At 62.8% G+C, this 16844-nt stretch carries 9 protein-coding genes, 1 rRNA gene and 2 pseudogenes; 5 read left to right on the top strand and 7 right to left on the bottom strand.

All coding sequences use genetic code 11. The features are described from left to right. Positions 1-76 (top strand): 5S ribosomal RNA (rrf, locus tag ACUXVH_RS31495); the annotation flags it as partial. A 154-nt stretch (positions 77-230) separates the two neighbouring features. Here the strand turns inward: rrf and ACUXVH_RS31490 are convergent. The 4 genes from ACUXVH_RS31490 to ACUXVH_RS31475 form a co-directional block, all read right to left on the bottom strand. Next, complete coding sequence (locus ACUXVH_RS31490; RefSeq protein WP_065363324.1) at positions 231-1412, bottom strand: PepSY-associated TM helix domain-containing protein; 1182 nt, start codon at positions 1410-1412, stop codon at positions 231-233. Positions 1413-1483: 71 nt separating this feature from the next. Beyond that, positions 1484-3976, bottom strand: coding sequence for a TonB-dependent siderophore receptor (locus tag ACUXVH_RS31485; protein WP_065363325.1), 2493 nt, complete (start codon positions 3974-3976; stop codon positions 1484-1486). Positions 3977-4075: 99 nt separating this feature from the next. Further along, complete coding sequence (locus tag ACUXVH_RS31480) at positions 4076-5080, bottom strand: FecR domain-containing protein (protein WP_065363326.1); 1005 nt, start codon at positions 5078-5080, stop codon at positions 4076-4078. A gap of 5 nt (positions 5081-5085) precedes the next feature. After that, a complete protein-coding gene (locus ACUXVH_RS31475) occupies positions 5086-5586 on the bottom strand; it encodes a sigma-70 family RNA polymerase sigma factor (protein WP_065363327.1) in 501 nt (166 codons plus the stop codon). 314 nt (positions 5587-5900) lie between these two features. Between ACUXVH_RS31475 and ACUXVH_RS31470 the strand changes: the two are divergent. Both ACUXVH_RS31470 and ACUXVH_RS31465 read left to right on the top strand, forming a co-directional pair. Further along, positions 5901-6926 (top strand): annotated as a pseudogene (locus tag ACUXVH_RS31470) (HAMP domain-containing protein); the annotation flags it as partial. A gap of 69 nt (positions 6927-6995) precedes the next feature. After that, positions 6996-7781, top strand: a complete 786-nt coding sequence (locus tag ACUXVH_RS31465) for a methyl-accepting chemotaxis protein (protein ID WP_370059459.1) — start codon at positions 6996-6998, stop codon at positions 7779-7781. 65 nt (positions 7782-7846) lie between these two features. On the opposite strand, the gene ACUXVH_RS31460 is transcribed toward ACUXVH_RS31465, so the two are convergent. Beyond that, positions 7847-8611, bottom strand: coding sequence for a thioesterase II family protein (locus ACUXVH_RS31460; protein ID WP_011058510.1), 765 nt, complete (start codon positions 8609-8611; stop codon positions 7847-7849). A 290-nt stretch (positions 8612-8901) separates the two neighbouring features. On the opposite strand from ACUXVH_RS31460, the gene lapG reads away from it, so the two are divergent. Both lapG and lapD read left to right on the top strand, forming a co-directional pair. After that, positions 8902-9594 (top strand): cysteine protease LapG, encoded by a 693-nt coding sequence (lapG, locus tag ACUXVH_RS31455; protein WP_011058511.1) that lies wholly within the window; start codon positions 8902-8904, stop codon positions 9592-9594. Positions 9595-9608: 14 nt separating this feature from the next. Further along, positions 9609-11555 carry a cyclic di-GMP receptor LapD gene (gene lapD, locus ACUXVH_RS31450; RefSeq protein WP_053155799.1) on the top strand — a complete coding sequence of 649 codons (1947 nt, stop codon included), beginning with the start codon at positions 9609-9611 and terminating at the stop codon, positions 11553-11555. Between the two features lie 56 nt (positions 11556-11611). Here lapD and ACUXVH_RS31445 read toward each other — a convergent pair whose 3' ends face one another. Beyond that, complete coding sequence (locus ACUXVH_RS31445) at positions 11612-11950, bottom strand: hypothetical protein (protein WP_011058513.1); 339 nt, start codon at positions 11948-11950, stop codon at positions 11612-11614. 157 nt (positions 11951-12107) lie between these two features. After that, a pseudogene (locus tag ACUXVH_RS31440) lies at positions 12108-16844 on the bottom strand (LapA family giant adhesin); the annotation flags it as partial.

The following is a 16844-nucleotide window of genomic DNA, read 5'->3' as shown; positions in this document are numbered from 1 at the left end:
CGAACTCAGAAGTGAAACGATGCATCGCCGATGGTAGTGTGGGGTTTCCCCATGTGAGAGTAGGTCATCGTCAAGATCAAATTCCAAAACCCCTGTCTGCTCACGCAGACAGGGGTTTTGTTTTTGTGCGCTATAAAGCCTGGGCTGTGTGGCAGAAGCAGATTGCAGGGTGGATTCAGGGCTTTATCAGCATCGAGTAAGCAACCATCAAGACCACACTTGCTTGCCTCTTACGCCCTGTTCTTACGTATCTTGCTGCTTCTACGGGCCATTAACTTACGCCACCAGATATAGATGCCGGTCAGTGCCAGCACGGCAATCAGAACGCCCAATAGAGCAATGATCACCTGCCCCGTGGTACCGATGATCCTGCCTCCATGTATGGGGAGTTGCAGTCGGTAGAAGCGCTCTCCGAGGGTGCCTTGCCCCGCTATCTCTTGCCCCAGCAAGCGCCCATCCGTACCGTGGAAGAACAGCCAGGACTTACCATGGGCCTGGCTGTCATGCCGACCAAAACCTGCTCCATAGAAGTTGTATTCAAAGCTGTAATACAACTCACCAATCGTCTCCTTCAAGCCCAGCCGCTGCCCCTCTTCCAGAGCCCGTTCATAGGCCTGTTGATAAGTCAGCCGGGTTATCCCCAGCTCTGCCGCCGGTACTCGTCCCCGAGCTTCATAGACGCTGGGTTCGATGGACGAGAGCAATGACACCACGGGTTTGAACACCTGGCTCGGCAGGTTCATGGCCACGCTACTGATGGCGATCGGCAGCAGGAGCAGCCATAACCACAAGCCTGCGGCGCGATGCAGGTCGAAGTTGAGCCGATAGGCATGGCCGCCCTTGATCTTCCAGGCCGTGGACCACTTGTGCCAGAACGGCCGTCCACGAGGCAGGGTCAGCAGCAAGGCAACAAAACAGTCGATGACCCAGGCAATGGCCACCAGCCCCATCAACCACAGCCCCCAATTGCCGGGCAGGCTCAGGTTGTAGTGGAACTCCAGCAGAAAAGGCACCAGGTTCTGCCGCTGGAAGCAGCAGGCGCCCCAAAAGCGCTGCCCCTGCTGATGGGCCGTAACCGGGTCCAAGTAAAATACTTGATTGCGCTCGGTATACGGTTGGCCGGTGGCCGGGTCGGTGCGTGGCACCGCTGCCAGCAGCGCGGCATGCCCGGCTTCTTGTGGATATTCCATGTACCAGACCTGCAGCCTCGGGTGCTCGGCCTGAACGCTATCCACCAGTGCGCCGGGGGCCAGCACCGGCCCCTTGCCGGACGTGTGATAGAACTCGGGGTTGAGCCACTCATCCAGCTCGTGATGAAAGGCCAGGACACTCCCGGTCAGCCCGGCCAGCAGCAGGAACACTGCGGTGGCCAGGCCCATGTAGCGGTGCAATAGAACCAGAATGGCGCGCATGACATTTTCCCGTAGAGACGACAAAGCCAGCGGCTGCTGCCAGGCGCTGGCTTTGTTGGAGTCAACCTAGATCAGAACTGGTAGCTCACCGTGGCGGCGACATTGCGCTCTTCGCCCAGGTAGCAGTAGCTCAAGCTTGCACAGGAGGCGACGTAGGACTCATTGGTCAGGTTGTTGGCATTGAGCCGTACATCCACTCCCTTGAGGCCCAGCTTGCCCAGGTCATAGCCGATGGAGGCATCGAAGAGCGTGTAGGCCGGTACCTTCATGGTGTTCTCGGCATCGGCCCAGCTGTAGCCCACATAGCGCACACCGCCGCCCAGGCGCAGGCCATCCAGCGCCGCGCTGTCGAACTTGTAGTCGGCCCACAGCGACGCCATCTGCCGCGGTGCCTGAGTAGGCGAGTTGCCCTTGTTCTCGATGAGGTTGGTGGCGCTGCTCAGGGTGCTGGTCATCGACTTCGAATACTGGATGTCGGTGAAGGTATAGCTGCCCAGCAGTTTCAGGTTGCCGGTCAGTTGCATGTGGGCTTCCAGCTCCAGCCCCTGGGAGCGAACAGCACCCACCGCACGATAGAAGTTTTCCTGGGGCAGCTTCGACGCCAGGTTCTCCTGGTCGATGCGGAACAACGAGGCAGTGAACAAGTTGTCCGTACCTGGTGGCTGATATTTCAGCCCGACTTCCCATTGGGTGCCGTCGGTGGGTGGCAGCGGATTGCCTGCGCTGTCTGCGTAGGAGTTGGGGTTGAATGACTCGGAATAGCTGACGTAAGGCGCCAGACCGTTATCGAACAGATACAGCGCGCCCGCACGCCCAGTGAACTTGGTGCGTTTGTCGCTGATTTCGGTGCCCAGTGGGCGCTGGGCTTCAGCCAGGCGGTTTTCATCCGAGGTTTCCACCCAGTCCTGGCGCAGCCCCAGGGAGAAGCGCCATTTGTCCAGCTCGATCAGGTCCTGCAAGTACACGCCGGTCTGTTCCAGGCGCCGCAAATAGCTGGTGTGGCTGTAGTAGTTGATCGTCGAGTTGCCATAGACCGGGTTGAACGCATTGATCGGTTGCAGCGTTCCCTGGTCCCAGTCGACCACGGTCTTGCGCCGTTGATAGTCGGCTCCCAGCAGTAAGGTGTGCTTGACCTCGCCAGTGAGGAATTCGGCCTGCAGCATGTTATCGACGATGAAGGAGTGGAGCTTCTCATCTCCACCCGAGTAATAGCGGTTCAGGTCATTGCTGGTGGCATTGGTCCAGCCATAGGCATAGACCTGGTCGAGCTTCACCTTGGAGTCCAGGTAGCGGAAGTTCTGGCGGGCGGTGAAGGTGTCGTTGAAACGATGCTCGAACTGATAGCCGAAGGACTGTTGATCGCGCTTGTAGCCATCCACGCCCGGCTCGCCCTCGAAGAAATGCTCGGAAATGCGCTGGCCATTGCGCTGGTTCAGGGTGCCGTTGGCCGGCATGCCGCCGTGGTAGCCGCCATCGGGGTCATTCTGCAAATAGGCCTGGAGCGTCAGGGAGGTGTCTTCACTGAAGTCGATACTCAGGGTCGGTGACAGGGCGAAGCGTTTTTCCTTCGCGTGGTCGAACTGAGTGTCAGACTTGTCCGTCAGGCCGATCAACCGATAGGCAACGCGCTTGTCGTCATCGAGCGGGCCGCTGAAGTCGAACCCCAGGCCCTGTTTGCCCTGGGTGCCCACGGTTGCCTGAATCTGGTGATAGGGCTCGTAGAGAGGCTTTTTGCTGGTCAGGGCCACCAGGCCGCCTGGGGAGCTGCGGCCGTAAAGCACCGATGAGGGGCCCTTGAGAATATCCACCCGTTCGAGGAAGTAGGGGTCGACCTGCATGCTGCTGTAGGTGCCGCTGTCACCCATGGACTTGAGGCCATCGAGGTAGATGTTGTCCACCGAACCATCGTTGAAGCCGCGCATCGCTACATAGTCGTAGCGATGGGTGGCGCCATAGGGATTGGTCAGCACGCCGGGGGTGTAGCGCATGGTCTGGGCGACGGTTTGCGCGCCCTGGTCGTCGATCTGTTCACGGGTGACCACCGAGACGCTTTGCGAGGTCTCCAGCAACGCTGTACTGGTCTTGGTGGCGATCTGACTGTGCGTCGCGTTGTAGCCCTCCATGCTGCCCAATGCGTTGCCCAGGGCGAAGCCCTTGACCTCAGTGGCGGGCAGGGTCAGGGCGCTGCCCTGGGGCAGGGGCCGCAGTACGTAGTTGCCGCCGTCCTGGCTGACCGCCTCCAGTCCCGAACCCCGCAGCAGCTGGTTCAGGCCTTGGGGAATGGAGTAGTCGCCCTGGAGCCCGGGGGACTGCCTGCCCTGGGTCAGGGCCGGGGTGGTGGACAGGGTGATCCCGGCCTGCCGGGCGAACTGGTTGAGGGCATCGCCGAGGTTGCCCGGGGCCACGCTGTAGCTGTGACGCGGGGCATCAACAGCGCTAGCGGCGGCCAGCACCTGGGGCGCCACTGTGCCGAGGCCGATGCTGGAGCACAGCAGGGCGGCGCGGATGGCTTGGCGCAAGGGGCGGGCGCAGGGAGAGCTTGGGCGGGTGTCGCGCAGAGTCATGGTAGGTTCCGTTGAAGTCGCAGGAAGCAGATTGAAGTGCTTACTGACTAAGCCGGACGTCCTGGCAAAACCCGCCAAAAAAAATCACCCCAGTGAATTTCAAGCCACTGGCCCCAAGGTCACCCACCAACGGGTGCGGTAGCGCAACTGCACTGGCAGGGTCTGGGGCAGGATGGCCAGCAACTTGTCGGTGTCTTCCAGGCGGAACACACCTGAAAGGCGCAGATTGCCAACCGCTGCCGAGCAGCCCAGATAGCCATGGCGATAGCGGCCGACCTCCTGGAGGAAGTCGTCCAGGCGCATGTTGCGCGTAACGATCAGGCCATCGGCCCAGGCGCCGACGTCCATCGCCAGGGGGGCCGCAGGTTCGGCCAGGCCATGGCTGATCTGATAGCTCTGACCTGCTTCCACCCGGGCGCTACGGCCGTCGGCGGTGTGCGGCGCATGAATGGCCACGCTGCCGTGGGTCACGCTCAGGCGCGTGCAGCGATCCTCCACGCGCACCACGAAGCGGGCGTCGAAGCCTTCCAGCAGGGCGTGGCGGCTCTCCACCAGCAGCGGGCGGGCAGGGCCGTGATCGGCTCCACAGGACACCATGATCTCGCCCCGGCGCAGTTTGATCAGGCGCTGCTCGGCATTGAAGTTGAGGTCCGCCGCGCTGTCGGTATTGAGTTCCAGGCGGGTGCCATCGGGCAACTGGAAGCCCCGCTGCTCGCCGACGGCGGTGGCAAAGTCTGCGTTCCATTGTTGCCAGCCCAGCAGATCCTTGCCGACCCAGGCACTGGAGCCCAGGAGCAGGGCGCCACTGAGCAGTTTCAGGGCCTGGCGCCGGCCCAGGCGCTGACTGCTGTGTTCCAGGGTATGCAAGGCCACCTGAGCCCCCGGCACCGAACGCAGGTTGGCCGTGAGTTCCTGCTGCAACGATTGCACCCGCTGCCAGGCCAGTTCGTGCTCCTGGTGCGCCGCCCGCCACAGATCGCACTGTTGCTGCAGCTTGGGGTTGGCACCGTTGTTGCGCAGGCGCAGCAACCAGTTGATTGCTTGCTTGACCACCAGGTGATCGGGATTGGGTTTGAGCGGCAGGCTGGCGGGAAAGTTATCCACAGGCTTCAGCTCTCGTAGCGCAGCAGGTAGCAATGGTAGAGCGCCTGGGCGACATAACGCTCGACGGTACGCAGGGATAGGCCCATCTGCTTAGCAATCTGCTTGTGGGTAAGTTCCTCGCACTGAGCCAGGAGAAAAGCCTGACGTACTTTCGGCTTCAGCCCTTCAAGCATCCGCGCAATGCTTTCCAGCAGCTCCAGAATCAACGCCCGAGCTTCAGCGCCGGGTGTTTCGGCTTCGGGCAAGTGGGCGATGGTTTCCAGATAGGCACGTTCGATTTCCTCGCGGCGCCAGTGATCGATTACCAGCCCCCGGGCGATGGTGCGTAAAAAAGCCCGGGGGGCCTTGAGTTCCAGACGTTCAGTTTTCTGCAGCAGGCGTACGAAGGTGTCCTGAGCCAGGTCGGCAGCATCCGCGGCATTGCCCAGGCGCTGGCGCAGCCAGCTGTTGAGCCAGCCATGGTGATGGCTGTAGAGCGTCTGTACGGCGAACTCGGGTGATGACATGGACGCGGACTGCCTGAGTGTCACTAATGATAATTAGTCGCATTGTCATTGAGGCTTTATCGATTTGGCAATAAGCAGCGCACTGTCGGTCATCTGAAAATGTGCCACGGATGCTCTGGAACACCGTTCGGCGGGATTAGGCAAATTCAGGCGAGTAATTCAGAAAAATCTCTAAGGGTTCGCAGATTCTTGCCGAAAGACTGATAAGACATGCGTGCACCAAAGTAGAGCGGTCAGAGAACATCGCCTGCGCTGTTACATGGAATGTTGCATTACGGACGCATCCCCACTTTCGGCATAAGAAGTCCCATGAAATGAATCTCAAGTTCAGCCATAAAATCCTTTTGGCCGCCTCCGGCGTAGTGGTTCTGGCTTTTGCGTTGTTCACCTTGTACAACGACTACCTGCAGCGAAACACCATCCGACAGAACCTCGAATCCTCTATCCAGCAGGCCGGTGAGCTCACCTCCAGCAGTGTGCAGAACTGGATGAGCGGGCGGATCCTGGTGCTCGAGAACCTCGCGCAGAACGTTGCTCACCAAGGTCAGAACGCAGATTTCCCAGGGCTGGTGGACCAACCGGCCTTTACCTCGAACTTCCAGTTCACCTACGTCGGCCAGGCCAACGGCACCTTCACCCAGCGCCCTGACGCGAAGATGCCCGACGGCTACGACCCGCGTCAGCGCCCCTGGTACAAGCAGGCCGTCGCCGCCGACAAGACCATGCTGACCCCGCCCTACATGGCGGCTGTCGGTGGCCTGGTGGTGACCATCGCCATGCCGGTGAAAAAGCAGGGTGAACTGCTGGGCGTGGTTGGTGGCGACCTGAGCCTGGAAACCCTGGTGAAGATCATCAACTCGGTGGATTTCGGTGGCCTGGGCCACGCCTTCCTGGTCAGTGCCGACGGTCAGGTGATCGTCAGCCCGGACAAGGACCAGGTGATGAAGAACCTCAAGGACATCTACCCCGGCGCCAACGTACGGATCGAAAACGGCAACCAGGAAGTGGTCCTGAACAAACAGGAGCGCATCCTCTCCTTCACCCCGGTGACCGGCTTGCCGAATGCCGAGTGGTACATCGGTCTGTCCATCGACAAGGACAAGGCCTACGCACCGCTGAGCCAATTCCGTACTTCTGCCTTGATCGCGATGTTTATCGCCGTGGCGGTGATCGCCGTACTGCTGACCCTGCTGATCCAGGTGTTGATGCGCCCACTGATCACCATGGGCCGTGCGATGCAGGACATCGCCCAGGGCGAGGGCGACCTGACCCGGCGCCTGGTGGTGGAGAGCAAGGACGAATTCGGCGAACTGGGCAGCTCGTTCAACCAGTTCGTCGAGCGGATCCATGCCTCGATTTCCGAAGTGTCCTCGGCCACCCGCCAGGTACACGACCTGTCCCAGCGCGTGATGGCTTCGTCCAACGCTTCGATCATCGGTTCCGACGAGCAGAGCGCCCGCACCAACAGCGTGGCCGCCGCGATCAACGAACTGGGGGCCGCAACCCAGGAAATCGCCCGTAACGCCGCCGATGCCTCGCAGCACGCCAGTGGCGCCAGCGAGCAGGCCGACGACGGTCGCCAAGTGGTGGAACAGACCATCCAGGCCATGACCGAGCTGTCGCAGAAGATCAGCCTGTCCTGCACCCAGATCGAGACCCTGAACGCCAGCACCGACAACATCGGGCACATTCTCGATGTGATCAAGGGCATCTCCCAGCAGACCAACTTGCTGGCCCTCAACGCGGCCATCGAAGCGGCCCGTGCCGGCGAAGCCGGCCGTGGCTTCGCCGTGGTGGCCGACGAGGTGCGCAACCTGGCTCATCGTACCCAGGAGTCGGCGGAAGAGATCCACAAGATGATCACCTCCTTGCAGGTCGGCTCCCGTGAAGCGGTGTCGACCATGAACGCCAGCCAGGCGTCCAGCGAAGAGAGCGTCGAAGTGGCCAACCAGGCCGGTGCGCGGCTGGTCAGCGTGACTCAGCGGATCGGCGAGATCGATGGCATGAACCAGTCGGTGGCGGCGGCGACCGAAGAGCAGACGGCCGTGGTGGAGACCCTCAATGTCGACATCAACCAGATCAACCTGCTGAACCAGCAGGGCGTGGCCAACCTCAACGAAACCCTGAAGGATTGCGATGCCCTGTCGCAGCAGGCCAGCCGCCTGAAGCAGCTGGTGGACAGCTTCAAGATCTGAGGTTTCGCGTCACTTTCAAGCCCGCTCCCGCCTCACGGCAGGGCGGGCTTTTTCATGGGTAGCGATCAGGCCGGGTGGTCGCCCAGCAGCCCCAGGTGAGTATTGATCACCTGCAACAGGCGCTGGCGCTGGGACTTGATGAAGAAGTGATTGCCGGCCACTTCGATCAGCTCGAACTCGCGGCCGGTGAACTCGCGCCAGTTGAGCATGAGGTTGGCCGTGGCCAGCGGGTCCTCGCTGCCGTAGAAGGCCGTCAACGGCACATCCAGGCAACCGCTGGAGGTGTCGTACCAGGTTTCGAAAAGCTTCAGGCCGTTGCGCAGCAGGCGTTCGTAGGATTGCAGGTCGTTCTGCCCGCGGGGCATCTCCAGGGGGCTGGCGCCGAGGGTCAGGATCGCCTCGCGAAACGCGGCGATGGGCAGGGAGTGGAGCAAGGGCCGGCGCGGCAGGCTATCCGGGCTGCGACAGCCGGAGACGAACAGGTGGCGGGTCTGCTGGGGAAAGCGTTCCTGGGCATGCTTGCTGGTCTCGTAGGCCAGCAGCGCGCCCAGGCCGTGGCCGAACAGCGCATGGGGCTCGCCGAGCCAGGGGTCGAGGGCGGTGAAGGTGTTTTCCAGCAGGCTGGGCCAGTTGTCGCAGGGCGCTTCGTCACGGCGCGGACCGTGCCCCGGCAGGTTGAGCACCACCAGCTCGATATGATCGGCCAGGCCACTGGACCAGACCCGCATTTGCTCGGCTGCCGCCCCGGCCTGGGGAAAGCAGATCAGGCGGATCCGGGTGGCTTGCCCGGGTTTGATCACCAGCGTCCATTGTCGGGTGTCGGTGTACACAGCTTTTCCTTAAGCAAGTGGGCCGGCACTGCGCCGGCCAGAGGCAGCCTGAAGAGGGCGTCGCAGTCTGCGGATGGTTTCTAACATAGTGCCTGTCGTCCGTGAAGGCACGTGTGTGCCGGGCCGGGCGGGCGGTTGCTGTCGGTCGCCGGAACGCGGCTTGCGGCTATGCTCTGAATGTTTCGCGCCGGCTCTTTTCCGGCGGCTGGTGATTGTAAGGTGCCATTGTTTTTTGCCGGGCCAGCCTTCACCATCAGCCGATTTACGACAGCTCCCATGGACGCATTGCATTGGCGGCACGTTTAGCTCTTTCTCGGACCCTGCGCTGGTTCTGCGCGGCATTGCTGCTGGCCGGCGCACTGCTGGGCAGCCTGCACGCCGACTGGGATTTCTCCCTGATCAGCCGCCGTGCCACGGCGCTCTACGGTCCGCTGGGCGAAGGGCAGCCGCGCATCGATGCCTGGCAGCACCTGCTGGCCACGCAAAAGCAGGTGCCCGAGCGCGAACAGTTGAAGGTGGTCAACCTGTTCTTCAACAAGAACATGCGCTACGTGGAAGACATCGACCTGTGGCACCAGGTGGATTATTGGGAAACGCCGATCGAGGCATTGTGGAAGGGCGCCGGCGATTGCGAGGACTACGCGATCGCCAAGTATTTCAGCCTGCGCCACCTCGGGGTTTCCAGTGACAAACTGCGCATCACCTACGTCAAGGCCCTGCGCCAGAACCGTGCGCACATGGTCTTGACCTACTATTCCAGCCCGGAGGCCATGCCTCTGGTGCTCGACAGCCTGGAAGACTCGATCCGCCCGGCCAGCGAGCGTACCGACCTGTTGCCGGTGTACTCCTTCAATGCCGAGGGTCTGTGGCTACCGGGGGCCAAAGGCAACAAGCGGGTGGGCGACACCAAGCGCCTGTCCCGTTGGCAGGACGTGTTGAAAAAAATGCAGGCCGAAGGTTTTCCGGTCGAGACGACTAACTAGGAGCACGAGCTCAGATGTCTTTGTTCAAACAACTGTTGATCGCAATCTGTGTGTTCCTGGTGGTCGCCTTCAGCGGCAGCTTCATGGTCAGCCTGGAAAGCTCGCGCACCCAGTATGTCAATCAGCTGCGCTCCCATGCCCAGGATGCCGCCACTGCCCTGGCACTGTCGCTGACGCCGAACATCGACGACCCGGCGATGGTCGAGCTGATGGTCAGCTCGATCTTCGACAGTGGCTACTACGCCAGTATCCGGGTGGTGGACCTGGCCACCGACAAGACCCTTGTCGAGCGCAGCGGCATCCCGGAAGTCGGCAACGTGCCCCAGTGGTTTGTCAGCCTGATCGGCCTGGAACCTGCGGGTGGCGATGCCATCGTCAGCCGCGGCTGGGAACAGGCGGCACGGGTCGAGGTGCTCAGCCACCCGATGTTCGCCGTGGCCAAGCTCTGGCAAAGCGCCCTGGGCAGCCTGGGCTGGCTGTTGATCTGCGGTGCGGTGAGCGCGGTGCTCGGCGCCCTGCTGCTGCGGCGCCAGCTCAAGCCGTTGGACTACATGGTCCAGCAGTCCCACGCCATTGCCCGTCGTGAATTCCTCAGCCTGCCGCAATTGCCCCGGACTCCGGAGCTGCGGCGGGTGGTGCAGGCCATGAACCAGATGGTCGAGAAGCTCAAGGCGCTGTTCCAGGAGCAGGCCGAGCGCAGCGAGAAACTGCGCACCGAGTCCTATCAGGACAGCCTGACCGGGCTGGCCAACCGGCGTTATTTCGAAATGCAGCTGCACGCCCGCGTAAGCAACCCCGAGCAGGCCAGTTCCGGCTACCTGTTGCTGTTGCGGGTCAAGGACCTGGCCGGGCTGAACCAGCGCCTGGGCGGCCAGCGCACCGACCAGTTGCTCAAGGCGGTGGGTGAACAACTGCTGCGCGAGTGCGACAAGTACCCGGAAACCCACAACCTGGTCACCCGGGTCCGTGGTGGCGAGTTCGCGGTGCTGGCGCCGGGGCTGGTGCGTGAGGAAGCCATCCAGCTGGCCCAGAGCCTGGACAGTGCCCTGGGCAACCTGCACGCCACCGGCGCCACCGATGTTGCCTCAGTGGCCTCCATCGGCCTGGCGGCGTTTGCTCACGGTGATTCGCCGCAAGCGGTGCTGAGCCTCGGCGACCAGGCCCTGGCCCAGGCCGAAGCCCAGGGTGACACCAGTTGGGCCTGCCTCGATCAAGGCGCCAGTGCCCAGGTCGGGGATGACCACCATGCCTGGCACCGGCTGTTGGACCGGGCGCTGTCGGAGCAGCACTTCCAGCTGTACTTCCAGCCGGTGGTGGCCGCTCGGGACACCCACCTGGTGCTGCACTACAAAGTGCTGTCGCGGCTGCTGGATGAACAGGGCCAGACCATTCCGGCCGGGCGTTTCCTGCCGTGGCTGGAGCGTTTCGGCTGGACCTCGCGCCTGGATCTGCTGATGCTCGAACAGGTGCTGAGACAGATGGCGAGCCACGAAGACTGCCTGGCGCTGAACCTGTCGGCGGCGACCCTGGCGGACCCGCACGCCCTGAATCGGGTGTTCGAGATCCTGCGCCAGCATTCCGACCTGGGCCCGCGCCTGACCCTGGAGATCGGTGAAGAGCAATTACCCGAGCAGGCCATGCTGGAACAGCTGACCCGGCGCCTGCGCGAGCTGGGTTTCTCCCTCAGCCTGCAACGCTTCGGTGGGCGCTTCAGCATGATCGGCAACCTGGCGCGCCTGGGGCTGGCGTACCTGAAGATCGATGGCAGCTACATCCGCGACATCGATCAGGAAAGCGACAAGCGCCTGTTTATCGAAGCCATCCAGCGCGCGGCCCACAGCATCGACCTGCCGCTGATTGCCGAACGGGTCGAGACCGAGGGCGAGCTGCAGGTGATTCGCGAGATGGGCTTGTACGGGGTGCAGGGCCAGCTGTTCGGCGAGCCGGCTCCCTGGGGTTGAAACCGCTTTCGCCGGCAAGCCGGCTCCTACAGTAGGAGTCGGCTGGCGAAAAGGGTTCAGATCAATCCGGTTTCATCGTCATTGATCAACCGGCTCAAACCGCCCAGCGCCTCGCGGGCCTGGGTGCGATCCATCAGCTTGGCCTGGGCCGCGGCCGGCAGGTCGGTGATGCGGATCACGCCCTTGAGGGTCAGGAGCTGGATCAGGTCGTCCAGCACCCGGATCATTTCCAGGTCGCTTTGCTTGAGTTGCTTGAGACTGACTTCCACCGCCTCGTTGGCGTACCAGGTCTGGATCTCGTGGTGGTCGGCGGGCAGCGTCTCGGTGGCCTCGGCGTAAGCGGCGGCTTCCACGCGAATCAGCTGGCCCTGTGCATCGCGTTGCACGTAGAACATGGCGAATCCCTCAGGCATGTGTTTCCGGCGTCAGGCAGCAGCATAGGCCAACGCAGCATTCAGAGCGCGAGTATGCGGTGCGCCGCGGCGCTCGTCACGCCGCGGGCTGCCTGCCGGGGCCCGGCGACCACCCTGGGGGGGGGCCGCTAGGGACCGGTCAGCTGTTGTTGTGATCGATCTTGATGGTCGGGTCGCTGCCGGCGATCAACGAATTGATGTTGGCGTTGGACCAGTTGTTGCCTTCCAGCTTGATCGTCACGTCGGCGTTGGCCAGGCCCCCGGCGGCGTTGAGCTTGCCCTCGGAGCTGACCTGCAGGGTCGAGACCCCGTCCACGGTGGTGATCTTGAGGAAGTTGTCGATGGTGCTGGCGCTCTCGCCCTGCAGCAAGTCACGCAGGTCGATGCGGTCGCCTTCGCTGGCCTTGAAGTCCTTGATCACGTCGTTGCCGGTGTCGCCGGCCTTCCAGACGAAGGTGTCGGCACCCGAACCGCCGATCAGGATATCGTTGCCCTGGCCACCGATCAGGGTGTCGTTGCCGGTTCCCCCCAGCAGGATGTCATTGCCCTTGCCGCCGTCCAGCAGGTCGTTGCCGCCCTGGCCGAAGAGAATGTCATTGCCGGCACCGCCCAGCAGAGTGTCGTTGCCGTCGTGGCTGCCAGACACATCGAACTCGGTGTAGTGCTCGGTGATGTACTGGTGCACGTTGCTGGTGGTGACCTTGCTCACGTCGACCCCGGTCTGCTTGGCCACATAGGCCTGCATGGCCTGGTAGCCCTCGCCTGCGACGCCGTTGAAGCTCACCAGGTCGCCGAACAGGATGTCGTTGCCGTCGCCGCCGCTGACCTTGTCGGCCCCCGGCATGGTCGCTTCGGTGTGGCCGATGATCGAGTTGGCCAGGTCGTTCGGGTCGATGTTGGTCTGCGGCTTGCCGTCGCTGTCGTAAGGCTTGAGGTCGTTGAGGCTGACACCACTGTTGATGCCGATGGCTTCGACGTTCGACAGGCCGCTGAGCAGGGCAAAGCCGCTGTTGGAGTTGGTGGTGGTGTAGTAGTCGGTGCTGCTGCCGGAGCCGGCCAGGTTCGACAGCTCGTAGGTACCGTCGCCCTGGGCGTGCAGGGTGCCCAGGGTCTTGCTGCTCCAGCCCCAGCCATTGGTGTAGGTCTGCAGGACCACCGAACCGCTAGAGTTCACGGAGAGGTAGTGGGTGTTGTCGATGTAGCTGCTGAAGGTATCCCCCAGCTTGTAGTTGCTGGTGGTCACCACATCGTCGAGGCGCACGTTGCCGTACAGCGTCGGGTTGGTCTGCTCGCCGCTCTGGTAGTAGGTCGGCTTACCGTCGGTGATGAAGTAGGTCAGGTTGGTGGCGTTGCTGTTGCCGGTGGCCTGGCTGCTCTGGAAGAAGTTGGCCGTGGCCTTGAACACATCTTCGTAGTTGGTACCGCCGCCGGACGTCATCGAGTCCAGCACCGCCTTGAGCTGGGCCAGGGCGGTCGGGTCGTTGAGGTTCACCGACACCGACTTGTTGACCTGGGTATCGAAGTCGGCGAGGAAGATGTTCACCGTCCCCGAGCTGCTGCCGCCGATGCTGTTCTTCAGGGTATTGAACACCGAGGTCAGGGAGTTCTTGGCCGCGGTGATCGAGGCGCTGCTCATGCTGCCGGAGCTGTCCACCATGAAGGCGATGTTGTAGTTGGTGCCCGGGACCACGGTCAGGCCGCCGATGTCGGCAACCACGATGTCGTTGCCGTCGGTGCCGGTAACGGTGTCGTCGCCGGAGGTGGCGACCACCGAGTTGTAGACCGCCGGGTAGACCTTGACCGGGATCTGCGCCGAAGTGCTGGCAGAGCCGCCCAGGGACTCGGTGGAGGTCGAGGTCACGTTCAGGTTGAAGGTGCCGTTGTAGTACGGCGGTGGCGTGACCGTCAGGTTGCCCAGGTTCCAGCCGGTGACGTTGGCTTCACCGGAAGTCGCGGTGGCGGTGAAGGTGTGCCCGGCGCCATCGCTGAGCACCGAGCCTGCCGGAATGCCGCTGATCTTCACGCTGAGGGTTTCCGAGCCGTCGGTATCAGTCAGGCCGGTGGTGATCTTCGACAGATGCACGCTGCCGCCTTCGCCGCCCTCGTTGAGCTTGTAGCCGTCGTAGTAGCCTTCACCGTTGGTGCCGTGCAGGTCGGACACCGAGACTCCGGCGTTGGTCAGGTCGGTGACCCCGGTGTACAGCGGCACGCCGGCGTTGCTCAGGTCCACCGCAGCCCCGCCGTTGACCGAGAGGTTGACGTCGTAGTTGCCTGCGCCGCTCTGGTTGTGGTGGTAGATATCGATGGTGTAGTAGCCGCTGGTGGTCGGGGTGAAAGTACCGTTGAGGTTACCGCCCGCGCCCCAGGTGGTGCTGGCCACGTTCTTGCCGCCGATGGTCACCAGCAGGCTGTCGTCGCCGGTGCCGGAGAAGGTATAGGCCTTGCCTGCTTCCAGGTAGATCAGGCCTGAGGTCTTCGACGCAGTGCCCGGCGTGATATTGCCGTCGGACTGGACGTTGGTCGCCAGGCTGCTGCTGTTGGGTGTGCCGGCAGCGTCGATCACCGATTTCAGAGTGCTGGCGGAAGCGCCGCTGCCGTCGGTGCCCAGGCCGCTGAGGTTGGTCCAGACTTCCTTGAGCAGGCCCACCGAATTCACGCTGTTGCCGGCCACGCTCAGGGTCGGCGCATCGGCTACCGGGGTGATGTCGACGGTCACCGTGCCGGTGTTGCCCAGGGCCTGGCCGTCGGTTGGCTGGAACTTGATCTGGGCGTAATCGGCCTGCTGGTTGCCCACGCCGTTGCCGCCGTAGCCATTGGTTCCGGATTCGTTGGCGTCCGGTGTGAAGCGCAGTTTTCCGGCATCGATATCGGCCTTGCTGAAGGTCTGGTTGTTGGCCACATCCTTCCAGGTCGAACCGTCCAGGTATTGCAGTTTGCCGTCGCTGGGCAGCTGGGTGATCTTCACGCCGAGGCTGGACGCCGGGCTGTCGACGTCGCTGACGCCGAAGTTCGACCAGGACAGTGCCAGCGGGGTGTCTTCGTTGCCGGTCACGGCGCCGCCAGTGGCGGTTGGGGCGTCGTTCACCGCCACCACGTTGACCGTGGTAGTGGCGACGTTGGAGTAGTTGCCGCCGTCGGTCACGGTCACGGTGATGGTCCGTGGCGTGGTGCTCGGGTCTTCACTGTTGTTGGTGAAGGTGATGTTCTTGATCTGCTGCATGTAGTCGGCCAGCGTCGCGCTGCCCGACAGGGTCAGGGTGATCGAACCGTCCTTGCTGTTGGCATTGATGGTGATGCCGTTGACGCTGTTGCCCAGGTTCAGCGAGTCCCCCGGCTGGCGGTTGGTCAGCACGATGGTGGCGCCGGTGAGCAGGGTGCTGTCCGGGTCGGTGATGCTCAGGTCGGTGTCGGCGATCGACACGCCAGGGCCTGTGGTGCCTTCGGTGAAGGTGACCTTGTAGTCGGCCCCGGTAGCACCGCTGGAGTTGTTGGCATCCAGGTCGATGACCGGCGGAGCGTCGTTATCGATGATCGAGGTAGTGACGCTGTTGTTGCTGCCCACCACCAGGTTCTCGAAGTTGCCGCCAGTGGCCGAGTCGATCTTGACCGTGAAGTTCTCGGTGCCTTCGGTGATCTTGTCGTCAATGGTGGCGACGTTGAAGGTGGCGCTGCTGGCGCCGGCCGGGATCTTCACGGTGTACACGCCGCTGAAGTCCGAACCGTCGGTGGCGGTGCCGCTGTAGCTGATCTTCAGGGTGACTTCGGTCTGCGCCGGGTGAGTCAGGCTCACGGTGTAGCTGGCGGTCTGGCCTTCGGTGACCGAGGCGCTGCCGCTGATACCCACCGAAGTGGTGTCCAGTGTATCGGTGACGTTGGTCACCGCTGGCGTGGTGTCCGTGACCAGCTTCTCGAAGTTGCCGCCAGTGGCGTTGGTGATGGTGGCGTTGACCTTGCCTGCGTCGATGTAGACGTCGTCTGCCGGCGCCGCAACGGTGACCGTCCCGGTGGTTTTTCCGGCCTCGATATGGATCACCGAACCGTTGGACAGGGTCACGGTCACCGGAGTGCCGGCGGCGTTGGTCAGGGTGGCGGTGTAGGTGATCTGGCCGCCCTCAGCGACGGTGCCAGTGGCAGTCAGGCTGACGCTGGTGGTGTCGACGGTATCGGTCACGGTGGTGCTGACCGGAGTCTTGTCGGCGACCAGGTTCTCGTAGTTACCACCGCTGACATTGGTGATGGAGTTGGTCAGCGGGGTATGGCCGACCAGCACATCGTTCGGCGCGCTGATGCTCACCGAACCGGTGGTTTCACCGACCGGGATGGTGATCTTCTCGCCATTGGCCAGGGTGACCACGACCGGGGAACCGGTCACTGGAGCAGTGACGGTGGCGGTGTAAGTGACGTTGCCACCTTCGGCCGCCGAAGGCGTGGCCTTGAGCGACACGGTGGAGTTGTCGATGGTGTCGGTAACGTCAGTCACGGCCGGCGTGGTGTTCGGCACCAGCTTCTCGAAATTGCCGCCCTCGGCCTTGGTGATGGTGGCTTCGACCTTGCCGGCGTCCTTGTACACGTCATCGGCTGGAGCCGCGACGGTGGTGGTGCCGGTAGTGGCGCCCGCGGCGATGGTGATTACCGCACCGTTGGACAGGGTCACGGTCACCGGAGTGCCGGCGGCATTGGTCAGGGTGGCGGTGTAGGTGATCTGGCCGCCTTCAGCGACGGTGCCAGTGGCAGTCAGGCTGACGCTGGTGGTGTCGACGGTATCGGTCACGGTGGTGCTGACCGGAGTCTTGTCGGCGACCAGGTTCTCGTAGTTACCACCGCTGACATTGGTGATGGAGTTGGTCAGCGGGGTATGGCCGACCAGCACATCGTT

The organism is Pseudomonas sp. 8(2025), assembly GCF_052665325.1.
Note: the sequence above shows the minus strand (reverse complement) of the source record. Positions and strands in the feature narration are given on the sequence as shown.

Excerpts from the sequence above, each read along its gene's own strand:
- ACUXVH_RS31490 (WP_065363324.1), bottom strand. The coding sequence starts at position 1,412 with ATGCGCGCCATTCTGGTTCTATTGCACCGCTACATGGGCCTGGCCACC.
- ACUXVH_RS31485 (WP_065363325.1), bottom strand. The coding sequence starts at position 3,976 with ATGACTCTGCGCGACACCCGCCCAAGCTCTCCCTGCGCCCGCCCCTTG.
- ACUXVH_RS31475 (WP_065363327.1), bottom strand. The coding sequence starts at position 5,586 with ATGTCATCACCCGAGTTCGCCGTACAGACGCTCTACAGCCATCACCAT.
- ACUXVH_RS31465 (WP_370059459.1), top strand. The coding sequence starts at position 6,996 with ATGGCTTCGTCCAACGCTTCGATCATCGGTTCCGACGAGCAGAGCGCC.
- lapD (WP_053155799.1), top strand. The coding sequence starts at position 9,609 with ATGTCTTTGTTCAAACAACTGTTGATCGCAATCTGTGTGTTCCTGGTG.
- ACUXVH_RS31445 (WP_011058513.1), bottom strand. The coding sequence starts at position 11,950 with ATGTTCTACGTGCAACGCGATGCACAGGGCCAGCTGATTCGCGTGGAA.